We start from the raw sequence: 24,167 nt of genomic DNA, 5'->3' as shown, positions 1-24,167 counted from the left end.
AAACACACTAACCAAAATTTTGCATAAAAGGAAAGATTTTAATTATATAAAAACCAACTGCTTGCAATTGATTAGTTAAAATCAAAATTCCAGTTATTAATAAAGTTATTCCACCTATTTTTGATATTAAATTAATATTCTTCTTAAAGTTTTTAGAAAATAATAAAAATCTTTGAATTAAATATCCTGATAAAACAAATGGTATAGCCAAACCTAAAGAATAAAAAATTAACATTATGACTGCTTTTGATAATGTTTCTTCGATAGATGCTAAAGCTAAAATTGATCCTAAAATTGGACCAATACATGGTGTCCAACCGAAACCAAAAGCAACACCAATTACATATGGAAAAAGAATATTTCTTGATTCTTTTGCATCAAATCTTTTTTCAAAGTTTAAATACGAAATATTAATAATTCCAATTAATTGAAGAGAAAAAATTACAATTATAATTCCAGCTAAAATTCTTAATATTTCTGAATTTTGTAAAAGTGCTTGTCCTAAAAAAGATGCAGATGCTCCTAAGATAACAAATACAGTTGAAAACCCTAGACAAAATAAAATCAATGGGAAAATATTTGTTTGTTTTTTATTTAAAATTTCTTGTAGTGACTGACCTGAGATATAAGAAATGTATCCAGGGATTAAGGGTAAAACACAAGGAGATAAAAAACTTATTAACCCTGCCCCAAAAGCAATTAAATATTCAATCATCTATCCAGTGTTTTTCATTGCTGCAGAAATTCCTGCGATAGATGTCATTAAAGCATCGTCTAAATATTTCTTATCTGAATTTTTATATTTTTTATTTGTTAATTTATTCATTATATTTGACTGAAGAATATTAAGCATCTCAGTGTAGTTATTTCTGATAAATAACGCTTTTCTAAACTCTTTTCTTTCTTTTATAACTTCTTTTGGGGTAATTTTATTGTGCAATTTGACCAATGCATCAAATTGAAACCTCAATCTTTTTCCAATCCTTATTAAAGATTTATCAGCCAAATTATTTTCATAAATCACTGATATTTCAGGATCAACCTTTGAAATCACCATATCCAAAATATCCATTGTTGATACGAAATAAGGCCAGTTCCTCTCCATGTCTGTCATAGTTTTTTTAAATTTTTTTATTGATCCATACCTTAAAGCCTCAGTTGTACCAAGCCATGCGGGAAGCATTAATCTAATTTGTGTCCATGCAAACACCCAAGGAATAGCTCTTAAACTTTGAATATTATCAACATTTTTTCTTTTGGTAGGTCTTGAACCAATTGCAAGTTTTCCAAGAGATTTATGTGGAGTAACAGTTTTAAAATATCTAATAAAATCTTCACTTTGATTTAAATACTTTCGGTAAGCAGATGTAGAAATCTCAGACATTTTTTGAATAAGCTCTCGCCAATTTGGTTTAGATCTAGGAGGTGGATTTAGAGTTGCCTCCATTACTGCACCAATATAACTACATAGGTTATATTCAGCTAAAGGCTTAAATCCATATTTTTGTTGTATCACCTCTCCTTGATCAGTAATTCTAATTTTTCCATTTACTGTTCCAGATGGTTGAGATTTAAGAGTTGCCTGAATTGGTCCTCCTCCTCTTCCTGGAGATCCTCCTCTTCCATGGAAAAATACAAGATCTATTTTATATTTTTTAGCTAAATTTCTAAGTTCTTCTTGAAGTTTATATTGATGCCAACTTGCAGATAGTTTTCCAGCATCTTTACTAGAATCTGAATATCCAATCATTACTTCTTGTTTTGAGTTGATCATTTTTCTATACCAAGGAAGTTTAAATAAATTTTGCATAACACCTTTGGCATTCTTTAAATCATCTAAAGTTTCAAAAAGTGGTACTACTCTTAACAAATTCTTTGTTTCGGCCTGTAATTGCAATAAATAAACAGATAAAATATCAGATGCTTTTGAAGTCATTGAAATTACATACGCACCCATACATTGCTCTGGCTCTTTAGATATTTGTTTAAATGTTTTCCAAACTTCTAAATTCTCTTTGTCTCTTAAATTAATTTTATTAACAAAAGATTTTTTTTGTTTTATTGATTTATTAAGTAATTCAATTTTCTTTTCTTCAGGTAATTGTGAATAATTTATTTTATTTTTCTTTTTAAATATTTCATTTAAAAGTTTTTCATGTCTATCAGACTCCTGCCTGATATCTAATCTTGCTAAATTTATTCCAAAACATCTAACTCTTCTTATTAAATCCAACAAATCTGCATTTGCAATGTGTTGACCTTTGTTCATGTTTAAGGAAGTTCTAACTTCTCTTAATGGATTTATAATTTCATACTTATCTTTTAGTAATTTATTTTCATCTAATGGCTTATTATAATTTATATGTGCTTCAATTAACTGATGTGTTCTTCTTACTTTGTCTCTTAAAGGTCTTAAATAAACTCTATAAGGTTCAAAACTATTTCCAGTAACTTTTTTGATTTTATTAGAACATTCTTCCATTGATAAATCTTGAATTAATTTTGTAAGTTCTCTTTCGTATAACTTTGCAGCTTGCCATCTTGAAAATAAAATTACTTTTTTTGTTACTTCAGATGTAACATTTGGATTTCCATCTCTATCTCCACCCATCCACGAACCAAATTGAATAGGATTAAAGTTTCTAGGAAGATCTTTATTTAAGTTTTTTCTAAAAATATCATTCAACCTTTTATAAACTCTTGGAATTGTATCCCATAAACTATCTTCTATTACAGCCAAGCCCCATCTAGCTTCATCAAGTGGTGATGGCTTGGTTCTTTTTAGTTCATCAGTTTTCCAAATAATAGCTATCTCCGAATATAGTTTTCGATCAATTTCAATAATCTTTGCAGGGTATTTTTTATAAAGATGGCGTTGCTCCATCAAGGTAGTTAAATTTGCGTATTTTTGAATTAGTGTTCTTCTCTTAACTTCTGTTGGATGTGCGGTGAGAACTATTCCAATATCAAGTTTTGTTGCCTGATCATAAATTTTTTTGTCAGAGATTTTTCTATTTTTAAATAGATTATTAATAATATCCTCAATAAATAGATTTTGTTTTTTATTCTTAAAATATGGATTATCGTATTCATTAAGTTTTCTAGAAGCATCTAACGACTCAGCTAAATTCATTAAATTTAGAATATGTGAAAAAGCTCTAGTGACCTTAAAAGTAATTTCAGGTGAAAGCTTTCTTATGTCTTTTGAAATTTTGGAAAATACCTTACTTTTATTTTTATCTAATAAGGTGTTTTTAGATAATAATCTTAATCGCTCAACAATATTGAAAAATTTTGTGCCTTCTTGATCTTTGATTACTCTTCCAAGGAAAGTTCCTAATAATCTTATATCTTCTCTTAAAAGCTTAGTAGGTATTCGTTCATAGTAAAGATCTCTTTGCTTCATTACTTAAAATAAATTTTTTTTGTAAAACTCCTTTTGTGTTTGTTTTTACACCAAAAAAGAATCCTGAATATCTAAATTTTCGCAAATCAGCCTTGTCCATTCCTTTTGTAGCTGTTGAAACGTAGAGTTCTTGATTATTCTTACCACCAAAGGCACAATTAGTAATATTTTTGGCTGGAAACTTAATTCTGTGAATTAATTTTGCTCTACTGTTAAATACTGAGACACATGCCCCACGAAAATGTGCAACCCATAAATTTTTATTTTTATCTACAGTCATTCCATCTGGAACTCCTTCCTCGGGAGTTAACTTTTTAAATATTTTTTTACTAATTATTTTATTATTTTTATTTATCTTAATTTTATAGATAGTTTTTTTAGGACTATCAGTGTGGTAAAAATTATATTGATCGATAAATGCTGGGCCATTTGTAATTCTATAGTTTTTATCAACTCTAGTTAATTTTAAATTTTTATCTAATTTATACAAAGATCCTTTTTCAATTTTTCTCTCTAAGTTATCCATAGTTCCGAACCAAAGATTTCCAGCAGGATCAGTTTTGCCATCGTTTATTCTATTCAATTTTAATTTAGGTTCTATAGGTATCGATTTTAAAACTTTTTTTGATTTTAAATTTTGAATTCTTAATTCACCTTGTAATCCTAAAATAAATATATGATCTCTTACATGAGCAATGAAACCTATCTCTTTATTAACTTTAAATATTTTCTTTTTTTTATTTTTAATATTTAAAGAACAAATTTTCTTTTTCTTTATATCAACAAAATAAATTGAGTTGTGTTCTTTAACCCATAGTGTTCCCTCACCTAAAGTACATCTTATTTTCCAAATAGGTTTTGGCTCTGTAGTTTTAATTTTATTCATTTACTTCAAACTCCTTAATAAAGTCCTCATTAGGATTTATACCAATACCTACATTGTCTGTCACTGATGCAAATCCATTATTGTTTTTAACTTGATCTAAAATTGAAAAATTTTCTTTTGGTAGATCTGTAATAAAAATATTTTTCTCTGTTGTATCAAATTCTAGCATAGATTTTGTTGGGAATAATCCACCTGGCATGTCAGGTTGTGCAGTCAATAAATGAAGATTTACCGCTATGCTTACAGCAGATCCCCAAACATGATTAATTACAGGAACAAAGTTAGCCTGCGCCAAGGCTGCAACTTTCAAATATTCTGTAATACCCCCTAATCCACATACTTCTGGTTGAGCTATATCAATGCAATTATTGGTAATTAATTTATTCCATCCATACTTTGTAAATTCTGCCTCACCTCCAGCTACACTAGTTGATATATTTTTTTTCAATTCTCGATAACCGTTGTAATCTTCGGGAGCAACAGGTTCTTCAAACCAATAAACATCTAGTTCATCAAGTCCTTTTCCAACATAATGAGCATCTTTCAGATTATAAGCATGGTTAGCATCCACCATTAATTTAAAATCTTTACCTATAGAATTTCTAACTGCTTGAACTAACTTTAAATCTTCTTTTGGACCTAATCCAACCTTCATTTTCATTGCTTTAAAGTTTTTTGATTTAATCTGTTTAGCTTCTTCTTCAAACAATGGAATTAGCTCATCAACTGATTTTTTTTGCAACATCATTCCATATCCATATACAGGAACTTCATTATTACATTTTCCACCAACAAGTTGGTAAAGAGGAGAGTTTGTTTTTTTTCCCAAGATATCCCATAAAGCTATGTCAACTCCTGACAAAGCTTGTATTGGCATTCCTTTTTGACCACTATCTCTTAAAAGATTGTAAACTTTTTGCCAAATATGTTCTTTATTCAAAGGGTTTTCACCTATTATTAAAGGCTGAATTACCTTTTCAACAATGAACTTATTAGCTAAAGCAATATTACCTGGACCAAAACATTCGCCCCACCCGGTAACACCTTCATCAGTTTGTACTTCGACTAAATGAGCTGTTCTGTGTTTATAATATTGTTGTGAATAACCTAATTCTTTCTCTAACTCATATTTAAGTACATGACTTTTAATAGAAGTTATTTTCACAAAAGATTATAAAGCAACTACTTTAGAGTTTTGCTCTCCTAAATTTTCAATTGATAATCTCATTGTATCACCAGCTTTCAAGAATTGTTGTGGCTTCATTCCCATACCAACTCCTGGAGGTGTACCAGTTGTAATTATATCACCTGGCTGTAATGACATGAATTTACTTAAATAAGATACAATAACGTTAACATTAAAAATCATAGTATTAGTATTTCCAGTCTGCATTCTTTGACCGTTAACATCTAAACTCATTTTTAAATTATTAATGTCAGCAATTTCATCTTTAGTTACTAAATAAGGTCCAATTGGTCCATACGTGTCATGAGATTTTCCTTTAACCCATTGACCCATTTTTTCTATTTGCCATTCTCTTTCACTAATATCGTTTACTAAACAATATCCTAAAATGTGATCTTGTGATTGAGCTTCTGAAATATGTTTTGTATGTTTTCCAATTACAATTCCTAATTCTACTTCCCAGTCTAATTTTTTTGAACCAGACACAATTTCGATATCATCGTTAGGACCATTGATACAACTTGTTGCTTTCATAAAAGTAATTGGCTCAGATGGAACTTCTGCACCTGTTTCAGCAGCGTGATCAGAAAAATTTAAACCTATTGCAATAAATTTTCCTGGTTTTGTAATACATGAACCAATTCTTTCACTTGAAGATATCTCTGGAAGACTTGCTAAATCAGTACTTTGTAATTTTGAAATAGTTTCAAAATTTAAATGATCAGGATTTAAATCTGAAATATGTGAACTGATATCTCTAATTTTACCATCATTGTCTAAAGCTGCTGGTTTTTCTTGTCCTTTTTGACCTACTCTTAATAATTTCATAATTGTCCTTTTGTTATTAAATTATATTGAAATTCCACCATCAACAGAAATTGTAGTTCCTGTTGTAAAAGTTGCATCATCACTTGCGAGATAAACTGCAACTGCAGCAATCTCTTCTGCAGTTCCTAATCTTCCCATTGGTTGTCTTGCAATAAAATCTTTTTTTGCCTGAACTGGATCTGGGCTCTGGTTTACTCTGTCTTGCCAAGATGGTGAGAAAACTGTTCCAGGAGCAATTGAATTACATCTGATATTTTGTTTTACAAAGTCAGCTGCAATTGCTTTAGTTAAACCTATGACAGCGCCCTTTGTTGTTCCGTAGACAAATCTGTTTGGAAAACCTTTTAAGCTTGAAGCACATGAAGATACATTAATTATACTTCCACCTTTTTGTTTTACCATTAGTGGTAATATCGCCTTACACATAAAATACATTGATTTCACATTTACATTTGATGAGAAATCCCAATCTTTTTCATTACATTCAAGAATTGTTCCATGGTGAACAAATCCAACTGCATTAAATAACACATCTACTCTATCAAGAGTTTTAGTAAATTCTAAGATAGCGTTGTTATCAGTTGAGTCTAATTTGGTAACTTTAATATCTGGATATTCTTTATTTAACTCTGCTAATGTTTTATCATTTAAATCTGTAGCTGTTACATGAGCTCCTTCTTTATGAAATGCAATTGCTGTTGCTTTTCCAATTCCTTGTCCTGCTGCTGTTACAACAATTTGTTTCCCATTAAGTCTTCCGCTCATTTTTTATTTATCCTTTCAATCTCGTTATAAAGTGAACTGTGATCAGTGTTACCATGACCATTATCAACTAAAGTCTTATACATTTCTTTAACTAAATTTGAAATAGGTAAATGAGTATTATAAGAATTTGCACATTCTAAAATATTATTCATATCTTTCAAATGAGTATAGGTCTTACCCTTAGGGCTAAAATCTTTATCAATCATTCTTTTTCCATGTGTTTGAAGTATTTTACTATCCGCCCATCCACCTGAAAGAGCTTTGATTAATTTATTTGGATCTGCTCCAGCTTTTTCACATAATGTTATGGCTTCTGCAACAGCTCCTATTGTAACTCCAACAACAATTTGATTTGCTAGTTTTGATACCTGTCCACTTCCAATAGGTCCAACTAATGTTGGGTTTCCCATTGCTTTTAAAATTTTTTCAGATTTATCAAAAATACTTTGTTCACCGCCAACCATGATAGCTAGTGAAGCTTCTTCTGCTCCGATTGTTCCTCCTGAAACTGGTGCATCTAAATAATTTACATTTTTTGATTTTAAATTAGTTCCGTGTTTTGTTGCTGTCGTGGGTTTTACAGAGCTCATATCTATAACTGTTGATCCTGATTTTAAGTTGTCTAAAAAATCTGAACTAGAAGTTATTGCATCTACAGCACTATCATCAGTTAACATGGTAATGACAAAATCACTATCTTTAACTACATCACTTATTGTTTTTGAAATTTCTGCACCAAACTCTTTTAGTGGTTCTGCTTTTTCTATTGATCGATTAAAGGCTTTTAATTTAAATCCAGATTTTAATACATTTTTAGCCATTGGTAGGCCCATTAGGCCTGTTCCAATAAATCCAATTGTTATCATGGTTTTGGTTTAAACTCGTGGAAATTTTGTGTCATTATTTCTGGGAAGAACATAACACATGCTAATACAATTAACTGAATAACTATAAATGGAGCAAAACCTCTAAAGATATCTGTTAAAGATATATGTGGAGGAGCAACTGATTTTAAATAGAAAGCAGCGGGTCCAAATGGTGGGCTTAAAAATGAAACCTGCATATTTACACAGAATAATATTCCAAACCAAATCGGATCAAAACCAAGTGCAAGTACTATAGGTAAAAATACTGGCATTGCTAACAATACAATTCCAACCCAATCCATAAATGCTCCCATGATTAAAAACATAATCTGCATCATAAAAATTAAATACATTGGTTTTAAATCATAAGCTAAAATTGTTTCTGCAACGTATTTTGGGCCACCAGCAAGAGAATAAGCTCCCGCTAAAACTGTTGCACCAAATGTAATTGTCAAAATAGTTCCAGATGCTTTGAAAGTTCTTGTTAATGCATCCTTAAATAAAAACCATGTCAGTTCTTTTCTTGCAAAAATAATAATTAAAGTAGCAACAACACCCATTCCTGCAGCTTCAGTGATACCAGTCATTCCAGAATAAATTGAACCTAATACAATAATTACAATTCCAATTGGAGGAAGTAGACCTGGTAGGTAAGACATTTTTTCTTTTAAAGTTAAAGCCGGCTCATCACTTAATGGAGCTAAATGAGGTTGTAACCTTGTTCTAATAAGTATGTATGTAATAATTAAACCTGAGATCATTAAACCTGGAACAATTGCTTCTTGGAATAACATCGTAATAGAAGTCTCTGTTGTTAATCCATAAATAATTAAAACGATTGATGGAGGTATCATTGTTCCTAAAGATCCAGATGCACAAATAATACCAATAGACATGTCTTGATCATATTTAAGTCTTAACATTTGTGGTAATGCAATTAACCCTAATAAAACTATTTCTCCTCCAATAATTCCACTCATTGCAGCCATGATGGTCGCCATGATTGCAGTAACTACACCTACTCCACCTCTAGTTTTTCTTAACCACGCGTTTAATGCATCATAAAGATCTCGTGCAATATTAGAGCGTTCGAGCAAGGAGGCCATAAAGATAAATAAAGGCACTGACAAAAATGAATAAGTAACAACCAATGAATAATATCTTGAAAGCAATATTCCTAATGCATGCTCACCTATGTATAAAAATACTAGTACTGCACCCATGAAACCTGATGCAAATCCCATAGGAACACCAATAGATATCAGTGCTAATAATCCAACTATTAATATTATCGAGAGTGTTCCTATTTCAAATTCCATCTTACTTTAATTCTTTAGAAGGGTCGTATTGTTTCTCTTTTGGATTTCTCCAATCAATGATTAAGTTATTTACTGATTGAACTGCAATAAGAAATACGCATAAAAGTGTAAGTGGTTTCATTGTAGCTGGAATTGGAGGATCCCAATAAGTTGCAAATCTCTCCCAGGTAGTAAAAGATCTATGTGCATCTTCCCATCCACCATAAATTACTGCTGTAGCAAAAAGAACAATAATTATAGTACTAATTAAGTCAAAAATTCTTTGAGTTGGTCTTCCAACCCAGTCGTAAAGTAAAACTATTCTAATATGGCTTCTTAATCTTGTTGCGTATATTCCACCAACCAAATAGCAAACACCAGCAAGCCATAAACATAACTCATTTGCCCACAAGGTTGGCTTAAATAAAACATATCGCATAAAAATTTCATACATCATCACAATTACAATTACAGGAATTAGATATTTTATTGTGTGACTTAAAAATAAGGAAACTCTATCAATCCAATTAATTGGAAAATCATCTTTACTCGCTACTTTTTCGTTCTGTTCTTGTAACTCTTTATCTATCATTGAGTAAAAATTTTAGATTTTATTCGAAGGGCCTTTTCAGGCCCTTCAAAAATTATTTATTACATAATACCATTAGCTTTCATGTAAGCTTTGTGTATTTCGATTAAAGCCGCAGCTTCTGGAGATTTAGTCTTCCATTCTTCCCAAGCAGCAAGTGCAGCTGTTCTGAATTTAAGTCTATCTTCTCTAGACCAGTCATGAAGAGTAACGCCCATTTCATTTAAAGCTTTAACAGCTTCAGCGTTTTTTCTCTCAACTAAGCTAGTAATAGTTCTTCCAGCGATTTCTATTCCAGCTTTCATAGCACCTTGCTCATGTGGCTTTAACTTGTTCCATACTTTTGTGTTACAAGCTAAGTGGTCAGCCGGCATAGAGTGGAAACCTGGGTATGTAGCATATTTGTTTTGCTCATAGTGTCCACCAGCATAGTTAGTTGCTAAAGATGAATAGTCAGCACCATCGATTAGACCAGTTTGTAAAGCTGTAGGAACTTCACCAAAGTCCATAACGATTGGCTTCGCACCTAAAGTTGTAAAGATCATACTTTCCATTCCTGGAGGTGATCTAAATTTAAAGTCTTTCAATGAAGCAACATCTGGAATTGGTCTGCTAGATATTAAAGACTCATGTCCTGGTATCCACCAACCAATCAAAGTCATTCCATATTTGTTGTATAATGCATCAACAGCATCTTGAGCACCTGGGTAGTTCAAGAATTCATATTGTTGGTATGGGTTATCGTATCCACCCATTACATCACCTGCGAATTGGAACGCTGCATTTTTACCAGTTTGGTAACCAGCACCAGTCATATCACAATCGATAATTCCAGTTTGTGCAGAGTTAAATACCTCAGCAGATTTACCTGTTACTGAAGATGAGTAGAACATTTCAATTTTCAAGCTTCCACCAGAAAACTTTTCTACATTTTTTGCGAACTGAGCCGCAACTTCACCATTTGGTGAGCTAGCAGTAAAGTGAGTTTCAATCTTTAAAGTCTTTGCATTTGCAGAGCCAAATAAAGCAACTGAAACCATAGCCACCGCTGCTAAAGTTTTAGATATTAATTTAAACATTATCTTCCTCTCGTTTATGTTTTTTCGAAAGTTAATCATAAATGATTTTCTATTTCAATTAAATCAGTTTAGTTATTATATATAGAAATTATATATATTTTATAAACACAGAGACTAGAATTGCTCTAAACTACTTCTGAAATCAGGGGTTTTTTATTGAAAAAACAGTAAATATTATCAACTGCCATCATACTCATTGCAAGACGTGTTTCATGTGTCGCACTACCTACATGAGGAAGAACAAAACAGTTATCTAATTTTAAATATCTATTATCTAAATTTGGTTCATTGTTAAAAACATCCAAACCAGCTGCATAAATTTTTTTATTTTCTAGTGCATCAATCAATGCATCGTCATTAATTGTTGATCCTCTTGATGTGTTTATAACAACTGCATGTTTTGGTAATAAGCTAATTGTATCTTTATTGAGAATGTATTTTGTTTCTGCGGTAGCTGGTGTGTGTATACTTACAAAATCACAATTCGGTAACATTGAATTTAAATCTGAATAATATTTTGCACCATCCTCTAAATCTGCAGACAACTTATTTCTATTATAATAAATTATTTTCATGCCAAATGCTTTTGCACTTTTTGCAGCCATTCTTCCTATTCGTCCCATACCAATAATACCTAAAGTTTTGCCAGTAACTGAATTACCAATCATAAATTTAGTTAAGTCAGGTTTTTGATTTTTCCAATTATCAGTTCTAACTAAATTATAAGCTTCACCAATTCTTCTTGATGCAGCTAAAATTAAAAGAATAGTAAGCTCTGCAACAGCTTCATTTAACACGTTAGGTGTATTGGTAACTTTTACTTTTTTTTCTAAAGCTGAGTTAACAGAAATATTATCGTACCCCACTCCTACCTGAGCAATGATTTTTAATTTACCATTTAGATTATTGAAAAAATTTTCTCCAATTTTATCAAATCCTGTAGAAATCATCCCATCATAGTCGTTTATTATCTTAATTAATTCACTTTCTGGAATTGGCTCGTCTTTTGGATTTAATGTTACATCAAATTCTTTGCTTAATTTTTCTTCTGCTAAATCTGAAATTTTTCTAGAAACTAATATCTTTGGTTTCATTTAATGAGAGTCTCTAGGTAAACCTTTTGTATGAGATACATCCAAGTATTTTCCTCTAGAATTAATACAAGCACCATCATCTAATTGACCTACTGTATTTCTGAATATTTCTTGCCAAGGTGTTTGATTATTTGCTTTAAATTTCTTTTTATTTTTTCTTCGCTTCTTAAACTCAGCCTGAGAAATTAGTAAATCAACTCTTCTTTTATTTAGATCAATTTTAATTTTATCACCTGTTTTAACTATTCCTAAATCTCCTCCAACTGCGGACTCTGGAGACACATGAAGTATTGAAGGACTTTCAGATGTTCCACTTTGTCTTCCATCTCCTAAAGTAGGTAGATGTCTAATACCTTTTTTTAACAATCTGTCAGGTGGTTGCATATTAACTACTTCTGCAGAACCAGGGTAACCTACTGGACCACATCCTCTAACAATTAATATTGAGTTCTCATCAATTTTTAATTTCTTATCATTAAGTCTTTTATGGTAATCTTCAGGACCTTCAAAAACAATTGCCTTACACTCAAAAGCATTCGGATGTTTAGGGTTTGATAGATATTGATCTCTAAATTCTTTACTGATTACTGATGTTTTCATTATTGCAGATGAGAAGAAGTTACTTCTCATAACTAAGAAACCAGCTTTTTCTGTTAGAGCATTTTTAAATGTTTTGATTACTTTGCTATCTACATCAATTTTCTTTTTCAAATTTTCACCTACTGTCTTTCCAGTTACAGTCTTTATGTTGGTATGAATTTTTTTATTCTTAATTAATTCTTTCATAACAGCTGGTATTGCACCTGCTCTGTGAAAACTTTCCATTAAATATTCACCAGCTGGCTGGCAGTTTACTAGCAAAGGAATATTATGACCTAATTTTTGCCAATCAGATAAATCAAACTTAATTCCCATGTGTTTAGCTATTGCACTTAAATGTGTTGTGCAGTTACTTGATCCACCTATTGCGCTTGCAACTACTACTGCGTTTTCAAATGCTTTACGTGTCATGATTTTAGATGGAGTTAAATCTTCATGAACCATTCCAACAATTCTTTTTCCAGTTTCATATGAAATCTGTTCTCTTTCTCTGTAAGGTGCGGGAATTACAGCTCCTCCAGGTAAAGACATACCTAAAGCTTCTGCAACTGAATTCATTGAAGATGCTGTTCCCATAGTATTGCAATGACCAGCACTTGGTGCTGAAGATGCAACCATGTCCATAAATTCTTCGTATTTAATTTCTCCCTTAGCTAACATTTTTCTAGCTTCCCAAACTACTAATCCAGATCCGGCAAGTTTTCCTTTGTAAACTCCATCTAACATTGGGCCACCTGAAAGAACTATTGCAGGAATATTAACTGTGGCTGCTGCCATTAATGCTGCAGGAGTAGTTTTATCACACCCTGTAGTTAAAATAACTCCATCGATTGGATAACCATACAAAACTTCTACCAAAGATAAATAAGATAGATTTCTGTCCAACATAGCTGTTGGTCTTTTTCCAGTTTCTTGAATAGGATGAGTTGGAAATTCCATTGGAATTCCTCCAGCTCTTCTGATCCCATCTTTAATTCTTTTTGTTAAAGACATAAAATGTCTGTTACATGGAGAAAGATCACTGCCTGATTGAGCAATACCTATAATTGGATTTCCAGATTGCAATTCTTTTCTTGTAAGACCATAATTTAAGTACCTTTCTAAATATAAAGCCGTCATGTCAGGGTTTTTAGGATTATTGAACCACTGTTGACTTCGAAAACTCTTTTTTCTTTTTTTAGGCATAATTAATATAATGGTTTGTTTAAGTTATTGGTTATATAATAAATTTATGAATAATCTAATAGTTTTAAATGGCAATGACAATGTTGGCGTAAGTCAATTTATCATACCAGAAAAAACAAAAATTGAAGGACATAATATAAGTACGTTGGATCCAATCCCTTTTGGTCACAAAGTATGTTTAAAAGAGATTAAAAAAGGTGATCCTATTATCAAATATGATCAAATTATTGGATTTGCTTTAAATGATATTAAACCAGGAGAGCATGTTCACTCTCATAATTTAGAATTTAGAGAATTTAAAAGAGATTTCAAAGTAACTGATAAATCACACAATGTTGACGAAAAAGCAGATACTTTTTTCAATGGAATATTAAGAGATAACGGCCAAGTAGCTACAAGAAATTATATTGGAATAGTTAGTACCGTTAATTGCTCTGCAACAGTTACAAAAATGATTGTTGAAAAAATAAAGTATTCAGAAATTTTAAAAGATTATCCAAATATAGATGGAATAGTGCCTATTACTCACTCAACAGGATGTGGAATGAATACTGAAAGTGAAGGAATGCAAATTTTTCAAAGAACGATTGATGGTTTTAAAAATCATCCAAATTTTTCTCATGTTTTTGTTATAGGTTTAGGTTGTGAATGCGCTCAGGTAAGTTTGTTTGACGAATCTTTAAAGAAACATAACCGAATTCATTTTCTAACTATTCAAGATGAAGGTGGAACTAAAAAAATTGTTGATAAAGTATTATCTCAAATAAAAAACCTATTATCTGAAGCAAACAATGTTCAAAGAACATCTCAGCCTGTTAGTAATTTAACTTTAGCCTTACAATGTGGAGGATCTGATGGTTATTCAGGAATTACAGCTAATCCTGCATTAGGAGTTGCTGCCGATCTTTTGGTTAAAAAAGGTGGAAGTTCAATTTTATCAGAAACTCCAGAAATTTATGGAGCAGAACATTTGTTAATTAATAGAGCTAATTCACAACAAACTGCAGATAAATTAATAAAAAGAATTGAATGGTGGAGACATTATACATCAATAAACAATAGTTCTATGGACAATAACCCAGCACCTGGAAATAAAAAAGGTGGGCTTACAACTATTTTAGAAAAATCTTTAGGAGCAGTTGCTAAAGGTGGAAACTCAATTTTACAAGATGTATTGAATTATGCTGAACCTTTAAAAAATAAAGGTTTCAATTTTATGGATTCACCTGGATATGATCCAGTATCTGTTACAGGGCAAGTTGCATCAGGAGCAAATGTAATTTGTTTCACAACTGGAAGAGGATCTTGTTTTGGATGTAAACCAGTTCCAAGTTTAAAACTATCAACCAACTCAGCAATGTTTGAAAGAATGTCAGAAGATATGGATATTAATTGTGGAACAATAGCTGAAGGAAAAGAAAAAGTAGAGGAAGTTGGTCAAAAAATATTTGAATTAGTAGTAAATACTGCATCAGGAAATAAATCTAAGAGTGAAATCAATGGCTACGGTGACGAGGAGTTTAATCCTTGGCAAGTAGGCGTTGTAATGTAAAAAATTTCCTAAAGTGCAAAATCAAACATCTTTATTAAACGTAATTTTATTAGCTGCTGGTGGTTTCTTTATGTTTGTTTGTATGGATTCTAGTGCAAAATACCTAGGAACAGTCATGCCTATTCCACAGGCTATTTGGGGAAGATTTTTTTTTCATTTAGTATCTTTAATTGTATTTTTTTTAATATTTAAGCCGAAAGTAAACTTAAAAAAAAATTTTAAAGTTCAAATTATTAGATCAACATTGATGGTGACAGCTACAACGTTTATGTTTTTTTCTCTTCAAAAGTTTGACCTAGTAGATATTTATGTAGTTTTCTTTACAGCCCCATTAATCGTTGCTTTACTTTCTGCTTATTTTTTAAAAGATATTTTGACTTTTAAAGGAATTCTTTTGATGCTCCTTAGTTTTAGTTCAATTGTTTATTCTTTAAGTCCTAGCATGAAAATATTTAGTGTAGATTTAATTTTTCCAATCGTTCCACCTATATGTTGGGCGCTTTACCAATTTTTTACAAAAGTAGTATCAAGTGATAACGATCCATTTGCAGCAATATTTTACACTTCTATTTTGGGAGCAATAATATTTAGTATTTATATTTTTTTTAAATGGGAACCATTAAGTAATAATATTTTTTGGTTATACTTAGCGTTACTTGGTTTTGCAGGTTTTGTAAGCCACTCTTTAATTATTTATGCAATTCAATTATCAAATTTATCTTTTGTAACTAATTTTCAATATTCTCAATTAGTTTGGTCTACAATTTTTAATTTTTTCATTTTTGGTGTACCATTTGATATAAATAAGATTGTGGGTGTTGTGGGTGTAATAATATTTGGTTTATTATTTATAAGAACTGAAGGTAAAAAAACTTAAAATTGGAGGTTTGATGAAAAATATTGGTTTTATTGGTGTTGGTTATATGGGTTATGGAATTGCTAAAAACATCATTAAGCACAAAAATAATCTTTTTGTAATTGCTAACAAAAATCGTAAACCTATTGAAAAGATAGTAAGTGAGGGAGCTAAAGAAGTTAAATCTTTTGAAGATTTTGCATCTAAAAATTTAGATGCTTTGTTTATGTGTGTTACCAATACACCTATTGCGAAATCTATTTCAGAAAAATTATCAAATATCTTAAGCAATAAAACAATTGTAATTGATATTACTACTCACAATAAAACGGGCTCTATTGAAACTGAGGCAATTTTTAAATCAAATAATATCAACTACGTTGAATGTCCAGTAATGGGAGGACCTGTTCAAGCAGAAGAAGGTGTTTTGGGTGGTATAGTTGGGGCGTCAGATGAGAATTTTAAAATAGCAGAGCCTTATTTTAATATATTTTGTAAGGATTATTTTCATTTTGGTCCAGTAGGTATGGGTGCAAAATCAAAACTTTTAAATAACTTTTTATCTTTAGGAAATGGAGCATTAGTAAATCATTTAGCAAAATGTGCTACTGGATTAGGATTAGATCTAAAAAAAGTATTTGATGTTGCAAAACTAGGATCTGGAAACTCTGCGGCTCTGAACAGAGTTTTTGATAATTTACTTAAAGGTGATTACACAGGATTTAAATTTACTGCAAGTAACTCTGTTAAAGATTTAACTTACATTCAGGATCTTTTAAAAGATTTTCCAGAAGCTGAAAAAGTTGCTGAACTAAATAAAAATTATTTTCAAAAAGCTGTTGATGATGGTTATGGAGAAAACTTTATTAGTGAATTAATTAATAAAAAATAATTGAAGGAAGTTAAATAAGATATCGGGAATCTACTAAAGCAGTAGGTTGTATTCAACTTATATATTTGCACTAAATGCAAATAAATTTATTGAAAATAATTTTGATATAATTACCTTTTTATATGAAGGAGGTTTATGTTAAAATTGCTACCACCTGATACTTAGCTGAAGATCTTTAGATATAAAAAAACTTAAAATAATAAAATCCGTTTGGATTTAATGCCAAAGAGGCGATAAAAAGGGAGCTCTTTAGGTATCAACTAAAGAGCGAACCCTTAAAAAAATTAATTTTTAGACTTTAATATTTCTAGCGGAAGTGGTGCTTCGGGATATTTTTTTTCACATAACTTTTCATAAATTTCACAAAAGTTAAAAATTGTTTTTACAACTTCGTTTTCATCTGTTGAGTTTAATTTTGTAATTAACATATCTCGATCTTTTTCTAACTCTTTAATTTGTTCACCTGAAAAAAATTCTCCAGTTTCAATTTCCCAGTAAGTATCCTCTAATTCTACTTCACTTAATTCATTTAATTTTTTTTGTAACATTATAATTGTTTCATCATCTGTTTCTGTGTTTCTCATAGGAGAATTTTTTAATTCACCTAAACATTTGTCTCTTAAACCATCAATAAAATGATCATAAGGTTTTCCTAAACTTAATTCTTTAAAATGATTACTAATAAAATATTTTTTGATTGCTGAATCTGTAGAAATTTTTTCTTTACCCTTAATTATTGCAACCTGAACATATATCTCTTGAGAAACGTATTCCTCTATATGATCTGTTACTGATACTGGAAGCATTGTTTATTTTAAGATTTTAGCCTATCGTTATTTACATCAAAAGCAGGTTCATCAATAACTTTTGATTTAACATCTTTTCCTTGGATTTTAATCAAAAACTCATTTCCAACTTTTGCAAATTCAGTTTTGACATATCCAAAGGCTAAACTTTTGTTTACTCTATACCCATAAGCCCCTGATGTTGTAAGACCAACTATAATACCATTAAAGTAAATTGGTTCATTTCCATGAGCATCCGCATCTACAGCATCAACTTCCATGTAAACTAGTTTAATTTTTGGGCCATTTTTTATTAATTTAGATACAATTTTGGACCCTTTAAATTCAGATTTTTTTTCAATATTAAAAAATCTTTCCAAGCCTGCTTCAACTACACTAATTTCTGGAGTTAATTCTGACCCCCAACCTCTGTATCCCTTCTCAATTCTCATAGAATTCATTGCATGAGCTCCAAAATCTATAATATCAAATTCCTTACCAGCTTCGCTTAATAACTCATATAGTTTTTCCATATCTTTAAAGTCATGATGCAGTTCCCAACCTAGTTCACCCATATAGTTTACTCTTAAGGCTGTTACAGTAATGTTACCTAAACTTATTTCCTTACTTTTTAACCAAGGGAAATTTTCATTTCCTAAATCTGTATTTGTTAATTTTTGTAAAACCATTCTTGATTTTGGTCCTATGATACCAATTACACCTTTGTCTAAAGTTATATTTTTAATTTCAACTTTTTCGTTTTCTTTTTTATTCTGATTTAGCCAATCCAAATCTCTAATTTCTGATACTGCTCCTGATAATGCGTAATAATGGTTATCTTTTAGTTTAGTTAAAGTTAGTTCAGTTTGAATTCTTCCAATATCATTTAAAAGATGAGTTAAAACAATACTTCCATCTTTTTTTGGAACTCTATTAACACAAAGTCTTTCTAAAAAGTTATAACTATCTTCTCCAGTAATTTCATATTTTGAAAAAGTTGATAGATCTATCAAGCCTACATTGTTATGAACATGCAGACATTCTTTTTGAATTATAGGAAATAAATTATTTCTTTTATAACTTAATTCTTCTTTAATATTATCTTTATTAAACCAAGCTGGTTTTTCCCATCCATATAAATCAAAATATTCAGCACCTTTTTCTTTCAACTTTTGATAAATTGGTGTTGTTTTCATTGGTCTTCCAACCTCTACAACATCATTAGGCATTGGAGTTACATACATTCTTCGATATTGCTCTTTTGATTTTTCAACTGAATAATTTTTATCAACCCAACTCATGTATCTTCTTGGTTCAAATTCCATCATATTTATTTCCGAGTCACCATGTACAATCCACTGAGCCATATATTTTCCAGCTCCCCCTCCATGAGCAATTCCAATACTTGCTGCACAAAACATCCAAAAGTTTTTAAGTCCTGGTGCAGGACCAGCTAAAAAATTATCATCAGGTGTATGTGTAATAGGACCACATATAATTCTTTTAATACCCACATCTTTAAACTGTGGAATACGATCCATTCCTTTTTCTAAGTGTTCTGCAATTCTATCAAGATCTGGATCTAACAACTCCATATCAAATTTCCAATCCATTCCATCTAAAGCCCAAGCTGCTACATCTTTTTCATAAGGACCAATTAAAAGTCCTTTACCCTCTTGTCTTAGATAAGAAGAAGAGTCTGGATCTCTTACAACTGGTAATTCTTTACTTAATTTTTCTATTTCAGGATGTGCTTCTGTAACTAAGTATTGATGGATCATGTTTATACTTGGAACATTTTTTAAACCAACCATCTGTGCTACTTCTGGACAAAAACTTCCTGCAGCATTAACAACATGCTCACAAACAATATCACCCTTTTCAGTAATTACTTTCCACTCTCCTGAAGGCAATTGTTCAATATCAGTTACTCTATTTTTTCTATAAATTTTGGCTCCACTATTTCTTGCTCCTTTAGCCATTGCATTTGTTGTGCTAGTTGGATCTGTGTAGCCATCTTCTGGAGTTAAAAAAGCACCTTTAATTCCATCTAACTTTATAAAAGGATGATATTGATGAATTTCTTCTGTTGATATAATTGAACATGGAGAACCAGCTATATCTAAAATTCCTTTAGTATAATCAAACCACTCAAGATCCTCTTTAGTATAAGCTAACCTTAAACTTCCTGTTTCATGAAATCCTGTTGGTTGTTCAGTTTCTTTTTCTAGCGACTTATAAAGGTTAGTTGAATGAAGATGTATTTTTGCAAGATTTAGACTCGTTAACATATGAGGACATTGACCTGCAGCATGCCAAGTTGATCCAGAAGTAAGTTCGCTTTTTTCAATTAATACGACATCACTCCATCCTTCTTTTGTAAGATGATAGAGTAAACTAACTCCCATTATTCCACCACCAACAATTACGAGCTTGGCGTGAGATTGAATTTTATCCATGGAAAAAGAAACTACTTAGATTTTAAATTAATTAAACAAAATTAATTTTAAATAACCAAAATGGGTATATAAATTTATTAATGAGGTTTTCTATATTTGGAATGACAGGCCTTACAATTCGCCCACATTAATTTTCCTAGAGTTCCTCTAATATCATCTACATCTTCTATAATGGAAGTGAGTTTTATCATGTCATCAGCAGATTTTTGCATTAATGCATTGAAAGCATCTTTTTCTTCCCAAATTATAGGTAAAGCCTCTGTTTTAAATCCTTCTTTAGAATTTTCTGGAAATAGATCTAACAATGTAATGTAATTTTCATTCATTTCTTTCATTAGCTCTATTGCTTCATCAAAATCTCCATTTGAAGAAAAAGACTGTACCCTCTTAGCAGTACTATAATTCTTACTAAATAGTGCTTTTCTACTTTTAATAATATCTTCTACTGACAACTCTGCATTAGCTAATGAACCAGAAAATACCATTATTAAAGATAAGATTACTGTACCAAAGATCTTCTTGGTATGTTTTAATATGCTATGCATGTTAAGAACACTTTAACAGAATACGGATTTATTTCCAAGTCTCTGCATTGGCTAAGTGCAATTTTACTTTTGATACAAATTCCTCTTGGCTTTTATTTAGTTGGTTTAGATTTTGGAGAGGAAAGAATAACTATTGAAAATATACATGTGACAATTGGGCTTGGGATATTTTACGTTATAATTTTTAGGTTACTTAATAATTTAATTAACCCTGTTCCAAAGTTAGGACCTGCTACTTTTATAGGACAGAGGTTTATTGCTAAACTAAATCATTTATTATTATACATCACTGTCTTATCAGTAACCATTTCAGGAATATTGAAGAAACTCTTCAATGGTGAGCCTCTGATGATTTTTTTAAAAGAAATAAAAATAAAAGACAATTTTGAGCTTGCTGATCAATTTTATAATATTCATATAATATCAAACTATGTACTTATTGGTTTAGTTGCTTTACATGTAAGTGCCGTAATAATTCATAAATTATTCTTTAAAGAAAATTTATTAAAAAAAATATTATAATAATTAATCATCAGACATGGAAAAATCATCTATTGGATATATTTTAAAATTATCTATTCCAATATTTTTTGCCAATCTAGCTATTCCCTTAGTTGCAATTATCGATACATCTTTAATGGGTAACTTAGGTAATGTTTCTTATTTATCTGCAACTTCTGTTTCAGCAAATTTATTTTCAATGATTTTTTGGAGTTTTGGATTTTTAAGAATGGGAACTGTCGGTATGGTTTCTCAAGCTAATGGGGCAGAAAACTATGAAGAAATAATGAATATTATTTTAAGAAATTTATTATTTGTAATTATACTTTCTATAGTCTTATTTTTTGCTCAAAATTTAATTCTTAAGATAAGTCTACAAATATTTGATCTAAATTCACAAACTACTATTTTTTATGAGGAATATTTTAAAATTAGAATTTATTCAGCTCCCGGAGAACTTACTCTTTATATTATCACAGGTCTTTTTGTTGGATTACAAAAAACAAAAATTTCAAGTATTGCAGTAGGCTTTTTCTCAATATTAAATATTATATTGAGCATAATTCTCGTAACTCAATACAATTTAAATATTAAAGGTGTTGCTTATGGAACTCTTTTTTCTGGGATAATTACCTCTACTGTATTTTTAATTTATACTTTTTTTTATTTAAACAAGCTTACAAAAATTAATTTTATAATAAGGGAAATTGTTGATCTAAATAAATTAAAAAATATTTTTGATATTAATTTTAATATTTTTATTCGAACTATATTGCTTACTTTTTCTTTTTTATGGTTCACATACCTTGGATCAAAAATTGGAGAGGAGTATATAGCTGCTAACGCGATTTTAATTAATCTTGTTTTTCTATCCGCATTTATTTTAGATGCTTATGCATTTTCAACTGAAGGCATTATTGGTTATTCTTTGGGCAAAAAAGATAAAAATTTATTTAGTTCTATTGTAAAAAATTCATTTATTTTAAGTTCAGTAACAGGCTTAGGTATTTCTATTGTGTATTATTTTATTCATAAGAATGTGATCTTTATGATGTCTGATATTGATTTAATAAGATCTTTAAGTTTAGATTATTCAATTTGGATGATTATTTTGCCTTTTTTTGCATCCTTTTGTTATCAATTTGACGGTATTTTTATTGGAGCCTCTCAAACAAAAGAAATTAGAAATGCTATGTTTTTTTCTGTTTCTTTATATTTACTAATTTCTTTAGTTCTAACAAATTACATTTCAAATCATGGGGTATGGATATCTTTAACGATATTTATGATCTTGAGAGCTTTATCTTTATATTTTTATTTAAACAGGATTTATTTAAGATTTAATGACAGTTAATCCCGTATTTTTTTAATCTCCAGTAATTATAAGGCCACGGAGTTAAAAAACCTACTATCAACATAATTGGAATAACCCACCAAGTTAAAATTGCACCACCTGTTAAAACAAAGTCAGTCAAATTCATCATCACTTCCATGCTAATCATTGAAATCAAACTCATTCCAGAAGCTGTCTTCAAAGCATTATTAAATTCAAAACCTTGTCTCATTAGAATTATTGTTTCTAATATTATACTTGTGATTAAACCGTTTATTATTGCTAGAATCATTATTCCTAATACTGGAAACGGAATTTGTGTAAGTTGAAAAAATAAAATTGTTCCAAAATCTCCGATGGCACAACCTAATAGACACCATGCTGTATTCTTTGCGCTTCTTCTCCATGTATGTTTACAAGACCAATGAAAAGTTGATGCTGTCATTAGTTAATTTCTAATCCTTTTTTTTTCCATTTTTCTAACCCACCAATTAAGTGAAAGCAGTTACCAAAATTATATGATTTAGAAATCTGAACTGCCAAAGTAGATCTGTGTCCATGAGCACAGTAAAAAAGAATTTTTTTATTTTTTAAACTATCTTTATTTTTCTCAATGTAGTCATGCATGGAAGGAAATGGGACTATATTGCTGTTATCTAGTTTACCTTCTTTATCTATTTCAATTTGTTCTCTTAAATCTATCAGAACTGTATTCTCATCTTTTTTAATCTTGTTAAACTCCTCTGGCTCAATTCCATTGTTTACTTTTTGACGGTTTAAATCAATACCCAACTTAAGATTACTTGGAACTGCAACATCCATCATTTTGGGATCTGGTAAATTTAAATTATTCATAATATCCACGTACTCTTCTACTGATTTTACCTGTAATCTTGGATTAAATTGTCTTTCTTCTATAATGGTACTTACCATTTCTCCTTTATAATCATGTGCTGGATAAACTAGAGTTTGATCAGGTAGTTTTAATAGTTTGTTAAATATTGAATTATAAGAGTCTTTAGGATCTCCGTTTTGAAAATCTGTTCTACCAGTACCTCTAATTAATAATGTATCTCCTGTAAAAACTCTATCACCCATCAAAAAACTAAAGCTCTCAGAAGTATGGCCAGGAGTGTATAAAGCTTGTAGATCAATTCCATCTATTTTGATTATCTCTTCATCTGATACTCTCATTGCAACTACATCGGCAGGAGTTTTATTACCCATAACAGTTACACAATTAGTTTTATCTCTTAGTTCAGCAATTCCAGAGATATGATCTGCGTGAATATGGGTATCTATCACCTTTACTAATTTTAAATCTAATTGATTTAACAAATTAATATACTGATCAACTTTTTCTAAGACTGGGTCTATTATTAAAGCTTCACGTCCCCTTCCAGATGCAATTAAATAAGTATAAGTGCTAGAAACACTATCGAATATTTGTCTAAAGATCATT

General features: G+C 30.4%; 22 protein-coding genes. 5 read left to right on the top strand and 17 right to left on the bottom strand.

Translation table 11 applies throughout. The features are described from left to right. Positions 1 to 7 precede the first annotated feature (7 nt). The 12 genes from ACTTBI_RS01420 to ACTTBI_RS01365 form a co-directional block, all read right to left on the bottom strand. Positions 8 to 715: a cytochrome c biogenesis CcdA family protein gene (locus tag ACTTBI_RS01420; protein ID WP_440618235.1), complete on the bottom strand. Its 708-nt coding sequence runs from the start codon at positions 713 to 715 to the stop codon at positions 8 to 10. Next, positions 716 to 3,406, bottom strand: coding sequence for a phosphoenolpyruvate carboxylase (gene ppc, locus ACTTBI_RS01415; protein WP_440652290.1), 2,691 nt, complete (start codon positions 3,404 to 3,406; stop codon positions 716 to 718). Further along, a complete protein-coding gene (locus tag ACTTBI_RS01410) occupies positions 3,381 to 4,292 on the bottom strand; it encodes an SMP-30/gluconolactonase/LRE family protein (RefSeq protein WP_440652289.1) in 912 nt (303 codons plus the stop codon). The genes ppc and ACTTBI_RS01410 overlap by 26 nt, the downstream gene beginning before the upstream one ends. Beyond that, positions 4,285 to 5,457: a mandelate racemase/muconate lactonizing enzyme family protein gene (locus tag ACTTBI_RS01405; protein WP_440652288.1), complete on the bottom strand. Its 1,173-nt coding sequence runs from the start codon at positions 5,455 to 5,457 to the stop codon at positions 4,285 to 4,287. The genes ACTTBI_RS01410 and ACTTBI_RS01405 overlap by 8 nt, the downstream gene beginning before the upstream one ends. A gap of 6 nt (positions 5,458 to 5,463) precedes the next feature. Then, positions 5,464 to 6,306: a fumarylacetoacetate hydrolase family protein gene (locus tag ACTTBI_RS01400; protein ID WP_440652287.1), complete on the bottom strand. Its 843-nt coding sequence runs from the start codon at positions 6,304 to 6,306 to the stop codon at positions 5,464 to 5,466. A 21-nt stretch (positions 6,307 to 6,327) separates the two neighbouring features. Then, positions 6,328 to 7,071, bottom strand: a complete 744-nt coding sequence (locus tag ACTTBI_RS01395; RefSeq protein WP_440652286.1) for an SDR family oxidoreductase — start codon at positions 7,069 to 7,071, stop codon at positions 6,328 to 6,330. Continuing rightward, on the bottom strand, positions 7,068 to 7,937 hold the full coding sequence (locus ACTTBI_RS01390; protein ID WP_440652285.1) for an NAD(P)-dependent oxidoreductase: 870 nt from the start codon (positions 7,935 to 7,937) through the stop codon (positions 7,068 to 7,070). The genes ACTTBI_RS01395 and ACTTBI_RS01390 overlap by 4 nt, the downstream gene beginning before the upstream one ends. Continuing rightward, positions 7,934 to 9,256, bottom strand: a complete 1,323-nt coding sequence (locus tag ACTTBI_RS01385; RefSeq protein ID WP_440614168.1) for a TRAP transporter large permease — start codon at positions 9,254 to 9,256, stop codon at positions 7,934 to 7,936. The genes ACTTBI_RS01390 and ACTTBI_RS01385 overlap by 4 nt, the downstream gene beginning before the upstream one ends. 1 nt (position 9,257) lies before the next feature. After that, entirely contained in the window at positions 9,258 to 9,827 is a 570-nt protein-coding gene (locus ACTTBI_RS01380; protein ID WP_262590473.1) for a TRAP transporter small permease subunit, read from the bottom strand. 59 nt (positions 9,828 to 9,886) lie between these two features. After that, positions 9,887 to 10,903: a TRAP transporter substrate-binding protein DctP gene (gene dctP, locus ACTTBI_RS01375; RefSeq protein ID WP_262590472.1), complete on the bottom strand. Its 1,017-nt coding sequence runs from the start codon at positions 10,901 to 10,903 to the stop codon at positions 9,887 to 9,889. Positions 10,904 to 11,028: 125 nt separating this feature from the next. Then, positions 11,029 to 11,997, bottom strand: a complete 969-nt coding sequence (locus ACTTBI_RS01370; protein ID WP_440652284.1) for a 2-hydroxyacid dehydrogenase — start codon at positions 11,995 to 11,997, stop codon at positions 11,029 to 11,031. After that, positions 11,998 to 13,782: an IlvD/Edd family dehydratase gene (locus ACTTBI_RS01365; RefSeq protein ID WP_440614166.1), complete on the bottom strand. Its 1,785-nt coding sequence runs from the start codon at positions 13,780 to 13,782 to the stop codon at positions 11,998 to 12,000. 46 nt (positions 13,783 to 13,828) lie between these two features. Between ACTTBI_RS01365 and ACTTBI_RS01360 the strand changes: the two genes are divergently transcribed. Genes ACTTBI_RS01360 through ACTTBI_RS01350 form a run of 3 tightly spaced genes read left to right on the top strand, consistent with a single transcriptional unit; the run spans position 13,829 to position 17,082 of the window. Next, positions 13,829 to 15,334: a UxaA family hydrolase gene (locus ACTTBI_RS01360; protein WP_440652283.1), complete on the top strand. Its 1,506-nt coding sequence runs from the start codon at positions 13,829 to 13,831 to the stop codon at positions 15,332 to 15,334. A 13-nt stretch (positions 15,335 to 15,347) separates the two neighbouring features. After that, on the top strand, positions 15,348 to 16,211 hold the full coding sequence (locus tag ACTTBI_RS01355; protein WP_440614164.1) for a DMT family transporter: 864 nt from the start codon (positions 15,348 to 15,350) through the stop codon (positions 16,209 to 16,211). Positions 16,212 to 16,224: 13 nt separating this feature from the next. Next, a complete protein-coding gene (locus ACTTBI_RS01350; RefSeq protein WP_440614163.1) occupies positions 16,225 to 17,082 on the top strand; it encodes an NAD(P)-dependent oxidoreductase in 858 nt (285 codons plus the stop codon). 284 nt (positions 17,083 to 17,366) lie between these two features. Here the strand turns inward: ACTTBI_RS01350 and ACTTBI_RS01345 are convergent, their stop codons facing one another. The 3 genes from ACTTBI_RS01345 to ACTTBI_RS01335 all read right to left on the bottom strand — a co-directional run bounded on the left by ACTTBI_RS01345 (position 17,367) and on the right by ACTTBI_RS01335 (position 20,871). After that, positions 17,367 to 17,888, bottom strand: coding sequence for a hypothetical protein (locus ACTTBI_RS01345; RefSeq protein ID WP_440652282.1), 522 nt, complete (start codon positions 17,886 to 17,888; stop codon positions 17,367 to 17,369). An 8-nt stretch (positions 17,889 to 17,896) separates the two neighbouring features. Continuing rightward, positions 17,897 to 20,326 carry an FAD-dependent oxidoreductase gene (locus ACTTBI_RS01340; RefSeq protein ID WP_440652281.1) on the bottom strand — a complete coding sequence of 810 codons (2,430 nt, stop codon included), beginning with the start codon at positions 20,324 to 20,326 and terminating at the stop codon, positions 17,897 to 17,899. Between the two features lie 77 nt (positions 20,327 to 20,403). Continuing rightward, positions 20,404 to 20,871: a c-type cytochrome gene (locus tag ACTTBI_RS01335; RefSeq protein ID WP_440652280.1), complete on the bottom strand. Its 468-nt coding sequence runs from the start codon at positions 20,869 to 20,871 to the stop codon at positions 20,404 to 20,406. Here ACTTBI_RS01335 and ACTTBI_RS01330 point away from each other — a divergent pair. Next, positions 20,866 to 21,393, top strand: coding sequence for a cytochrome b (locus ACTTBI_RS01330; RefSeq protein ID WP_440652279.1), 528 nt, complete (start codon positions 20,866 to 20,868; stop codon positions 21,391 to 21,393). The two genes, ACTTBI_RS01335 and ACTTBI_RS01330, sit on opposite strands and share 6 nt — an antisense overlap. Positions 21,394 to 21,409: 16 nt before the next feature. Next, on the top strand, positions 21,410 to 22,726 hold the full coding sequence (locus tag ACTTBI_RS01325; protein ID WP_440652278.1) for an MATE family efflux transporter: 1,317 nt from the start codon (positions 21,410 to 21,412) through the stop codon (positions 22,724 to 22,726). Here the strand turns inward: ACTTBI_RS01325 and ACTTBI_RS01320 are convergent. After that, a complete protein-coding gene (locus tag ACTTBI_RS01320; protein ID WP_440633562.1) occupies positions 22,713 to 23,150 on the bottom strand; it encodes a DUF4396 domain-containing protein in 438 nt (145 codons plus the stop codon). The genes ACTTBI_RS01325 and ACTTBI_RS01320 overlap by 14 nt on opposite strands. Then, positions 23,150 to 24,166: an MBL fold metallo-hydrolase gene (locus ACTTBI_RS01315; protein ID WP_440652277.1), complete on the bottom strand. Its 1,017-nt coding sequence runs from the start codon at positions 24,164 to 24,166 to the stop codon at positions 23,150 to 23,152. The genes ACTTBI_RS01320 and ACTTBI_RS01315 overlap by 1 nt, the downstream gene beginning before the upstream one ends. Position 24,167: the final 1 nt, after the last annotated feature.

The sequence above is a fragment of the Candidatus Pelagibacter sp. HIMB1542 genome (genome assembly GCF_052047835.1).
Taxonomy (GTDB): domain Bacteria; phylum Pseudomonadota; class Alphaproteobacteria; order Pelagibacterales; family Pelagibacteraceae; genus Pelagibacter.
Note: the sequence above shows the minus strand (reverse complement) of the source record. Positions and strands in the feature narration are given on the sequence as shown.

Bases quoted from the DNA above. Each gene is read 5' to 3' on its own strand.
- ACTTBI_RS01385 (WP_440614168.1), bottom strand. From the start codon at position 9,256: ATGGAATTTGAAATAGGAACACTCTCGATAATATTAATAGTTGGATTA.
- ACTTBI_RS01395 (WP_440652286.1), bottom strand. From the start codon at position 7,071: ATGAGCGGAAGACTTAATGGGAAACAAATTGTTGTAACAGCAGCAGGA.
- ppc (WP_440652290.1), bottom strand. From the start codon at position 3,406: ATGAAGCAAAGAGATCTTTACTATGAACGAATACCTACTAAGCTTTTA.
- ACTTBI_RS01320 (WP_440633562.1), bottom strand. From the start codon at position 23,150: ATGACAGCATCAACTTTTCATTGGTCTTGTAAACATACATGGAGAAGA.
- ACTTBI_RS01350 (WP_440614163.1), top strand. From the start codon at position 16,225: ATGAAAAATATTGGTTTTATTGGTGTTGGTTATATGGGTTATGGAATT.
- ACTTBI_RS01400 (WP_440652287.1), bottom strand. From the start codon at position 6,306: ATGAAATTATTAAGAGTAGGTCAAAAAGGACAAGAAAAACCAGCAGCT.
- ACTTBI_RS01360 (WP_440652283.1), top strand. From the start codon at position 13,829: ATGAATAATCTAATAGTTTTAAATGGCAATGACAATGTTGGCGTAAGT.
- ACTTBI_RS01380 (WP_262590473.1), bottom strand. From the start codon at position 9,827: ATGATAGATAAAGAGTTACAAGAACAGAACGAAAAAGTAGCGAGTAAA.
- ACTTBI_RS01335 (WP_440652280.1), bottom strand. From the start codon at position 20,871: ATGCATAGCATATTAAAACATACCAAGAAGATCTTTGGTACAGTAATC.
- dctP (WP_262590472.1), bottom strand. From the start codon at position 10,903: ATGTTTAAATTAATATCTAAAACTTTAGCAGCGGTGGCTATGGTTTCA.
- ACTTBI_RS01420 (WP_440618235.1), bottom strand. From the start codon at position 715: ATGATTGAATATTTAATTGCTTTTGGGGCAGGGTTAATAAGTTTTTTA.
- ACTTBI_RS01390 (WP_440652285.1), bottom strand. From the start codon at position 7,937: ATGATAACAATTGGATTTATTGGAACAGGCCTAATGGGCCTACCAATG.
- ACTTBI_RS01410 (WP_440652289.1), bottom strand. From the start codon at position 4,292: ATGAATAAAATTAAAACTACAGAGCCAAAACCTATTTGGAAAATAAGA.
- ACTTBI_RS01340 (WP_440652281.1), bottom strand. From the start codon at position 20,326: ATGGATAAAATTCAATCTCACGCCAAGCTCGTAATTGTTGGTGGTGGA.
- ACTTBI_RS01325 (WP_440652278.1), top strand. From the start codon at position 21,410: ATGGAAAAATCATCTATTGGATATATTTTAAAATTATCTATTCCAATA.
- ACTTBI_RS01370 (WP_440652284.1), bottom strand. From the start codon at position 11,997: ATGAAACCAAAGATATTAGTTTCTAGAAAAATTTCAGATTTAGCAGAA.
- ACTTBI_RS01365 (WP_440614166.1), bottom strand. From the start codon at position 13,782: ATGCCTAAAAAAAGAAAAAAGAGTTTTCGAAGTCAACAGTGGTTCAAT.
- ACTTBI_RS01330 (WP_440652279.1), top strand. From the start codon at position 20,866: ATGCATGTTAAGAACACTTTAACAGAATACGGATTTATTTCCAAGTCT.
- ACTTBI_RS01315 (WP_440652277.1), bottom strand. From the start codon at position 24,166: ATGATCTTTAGACAAATATTCGATAGTGTTTCTAGCACTTATACTTAT.
- ACTTBI_RS01345 (WP_440652282.1), bottom strand. From the start codon at position 17,888: ATGCTTCCAGTATCAGTAACAGATCATATAGAGGAATACGTTTCTCAA.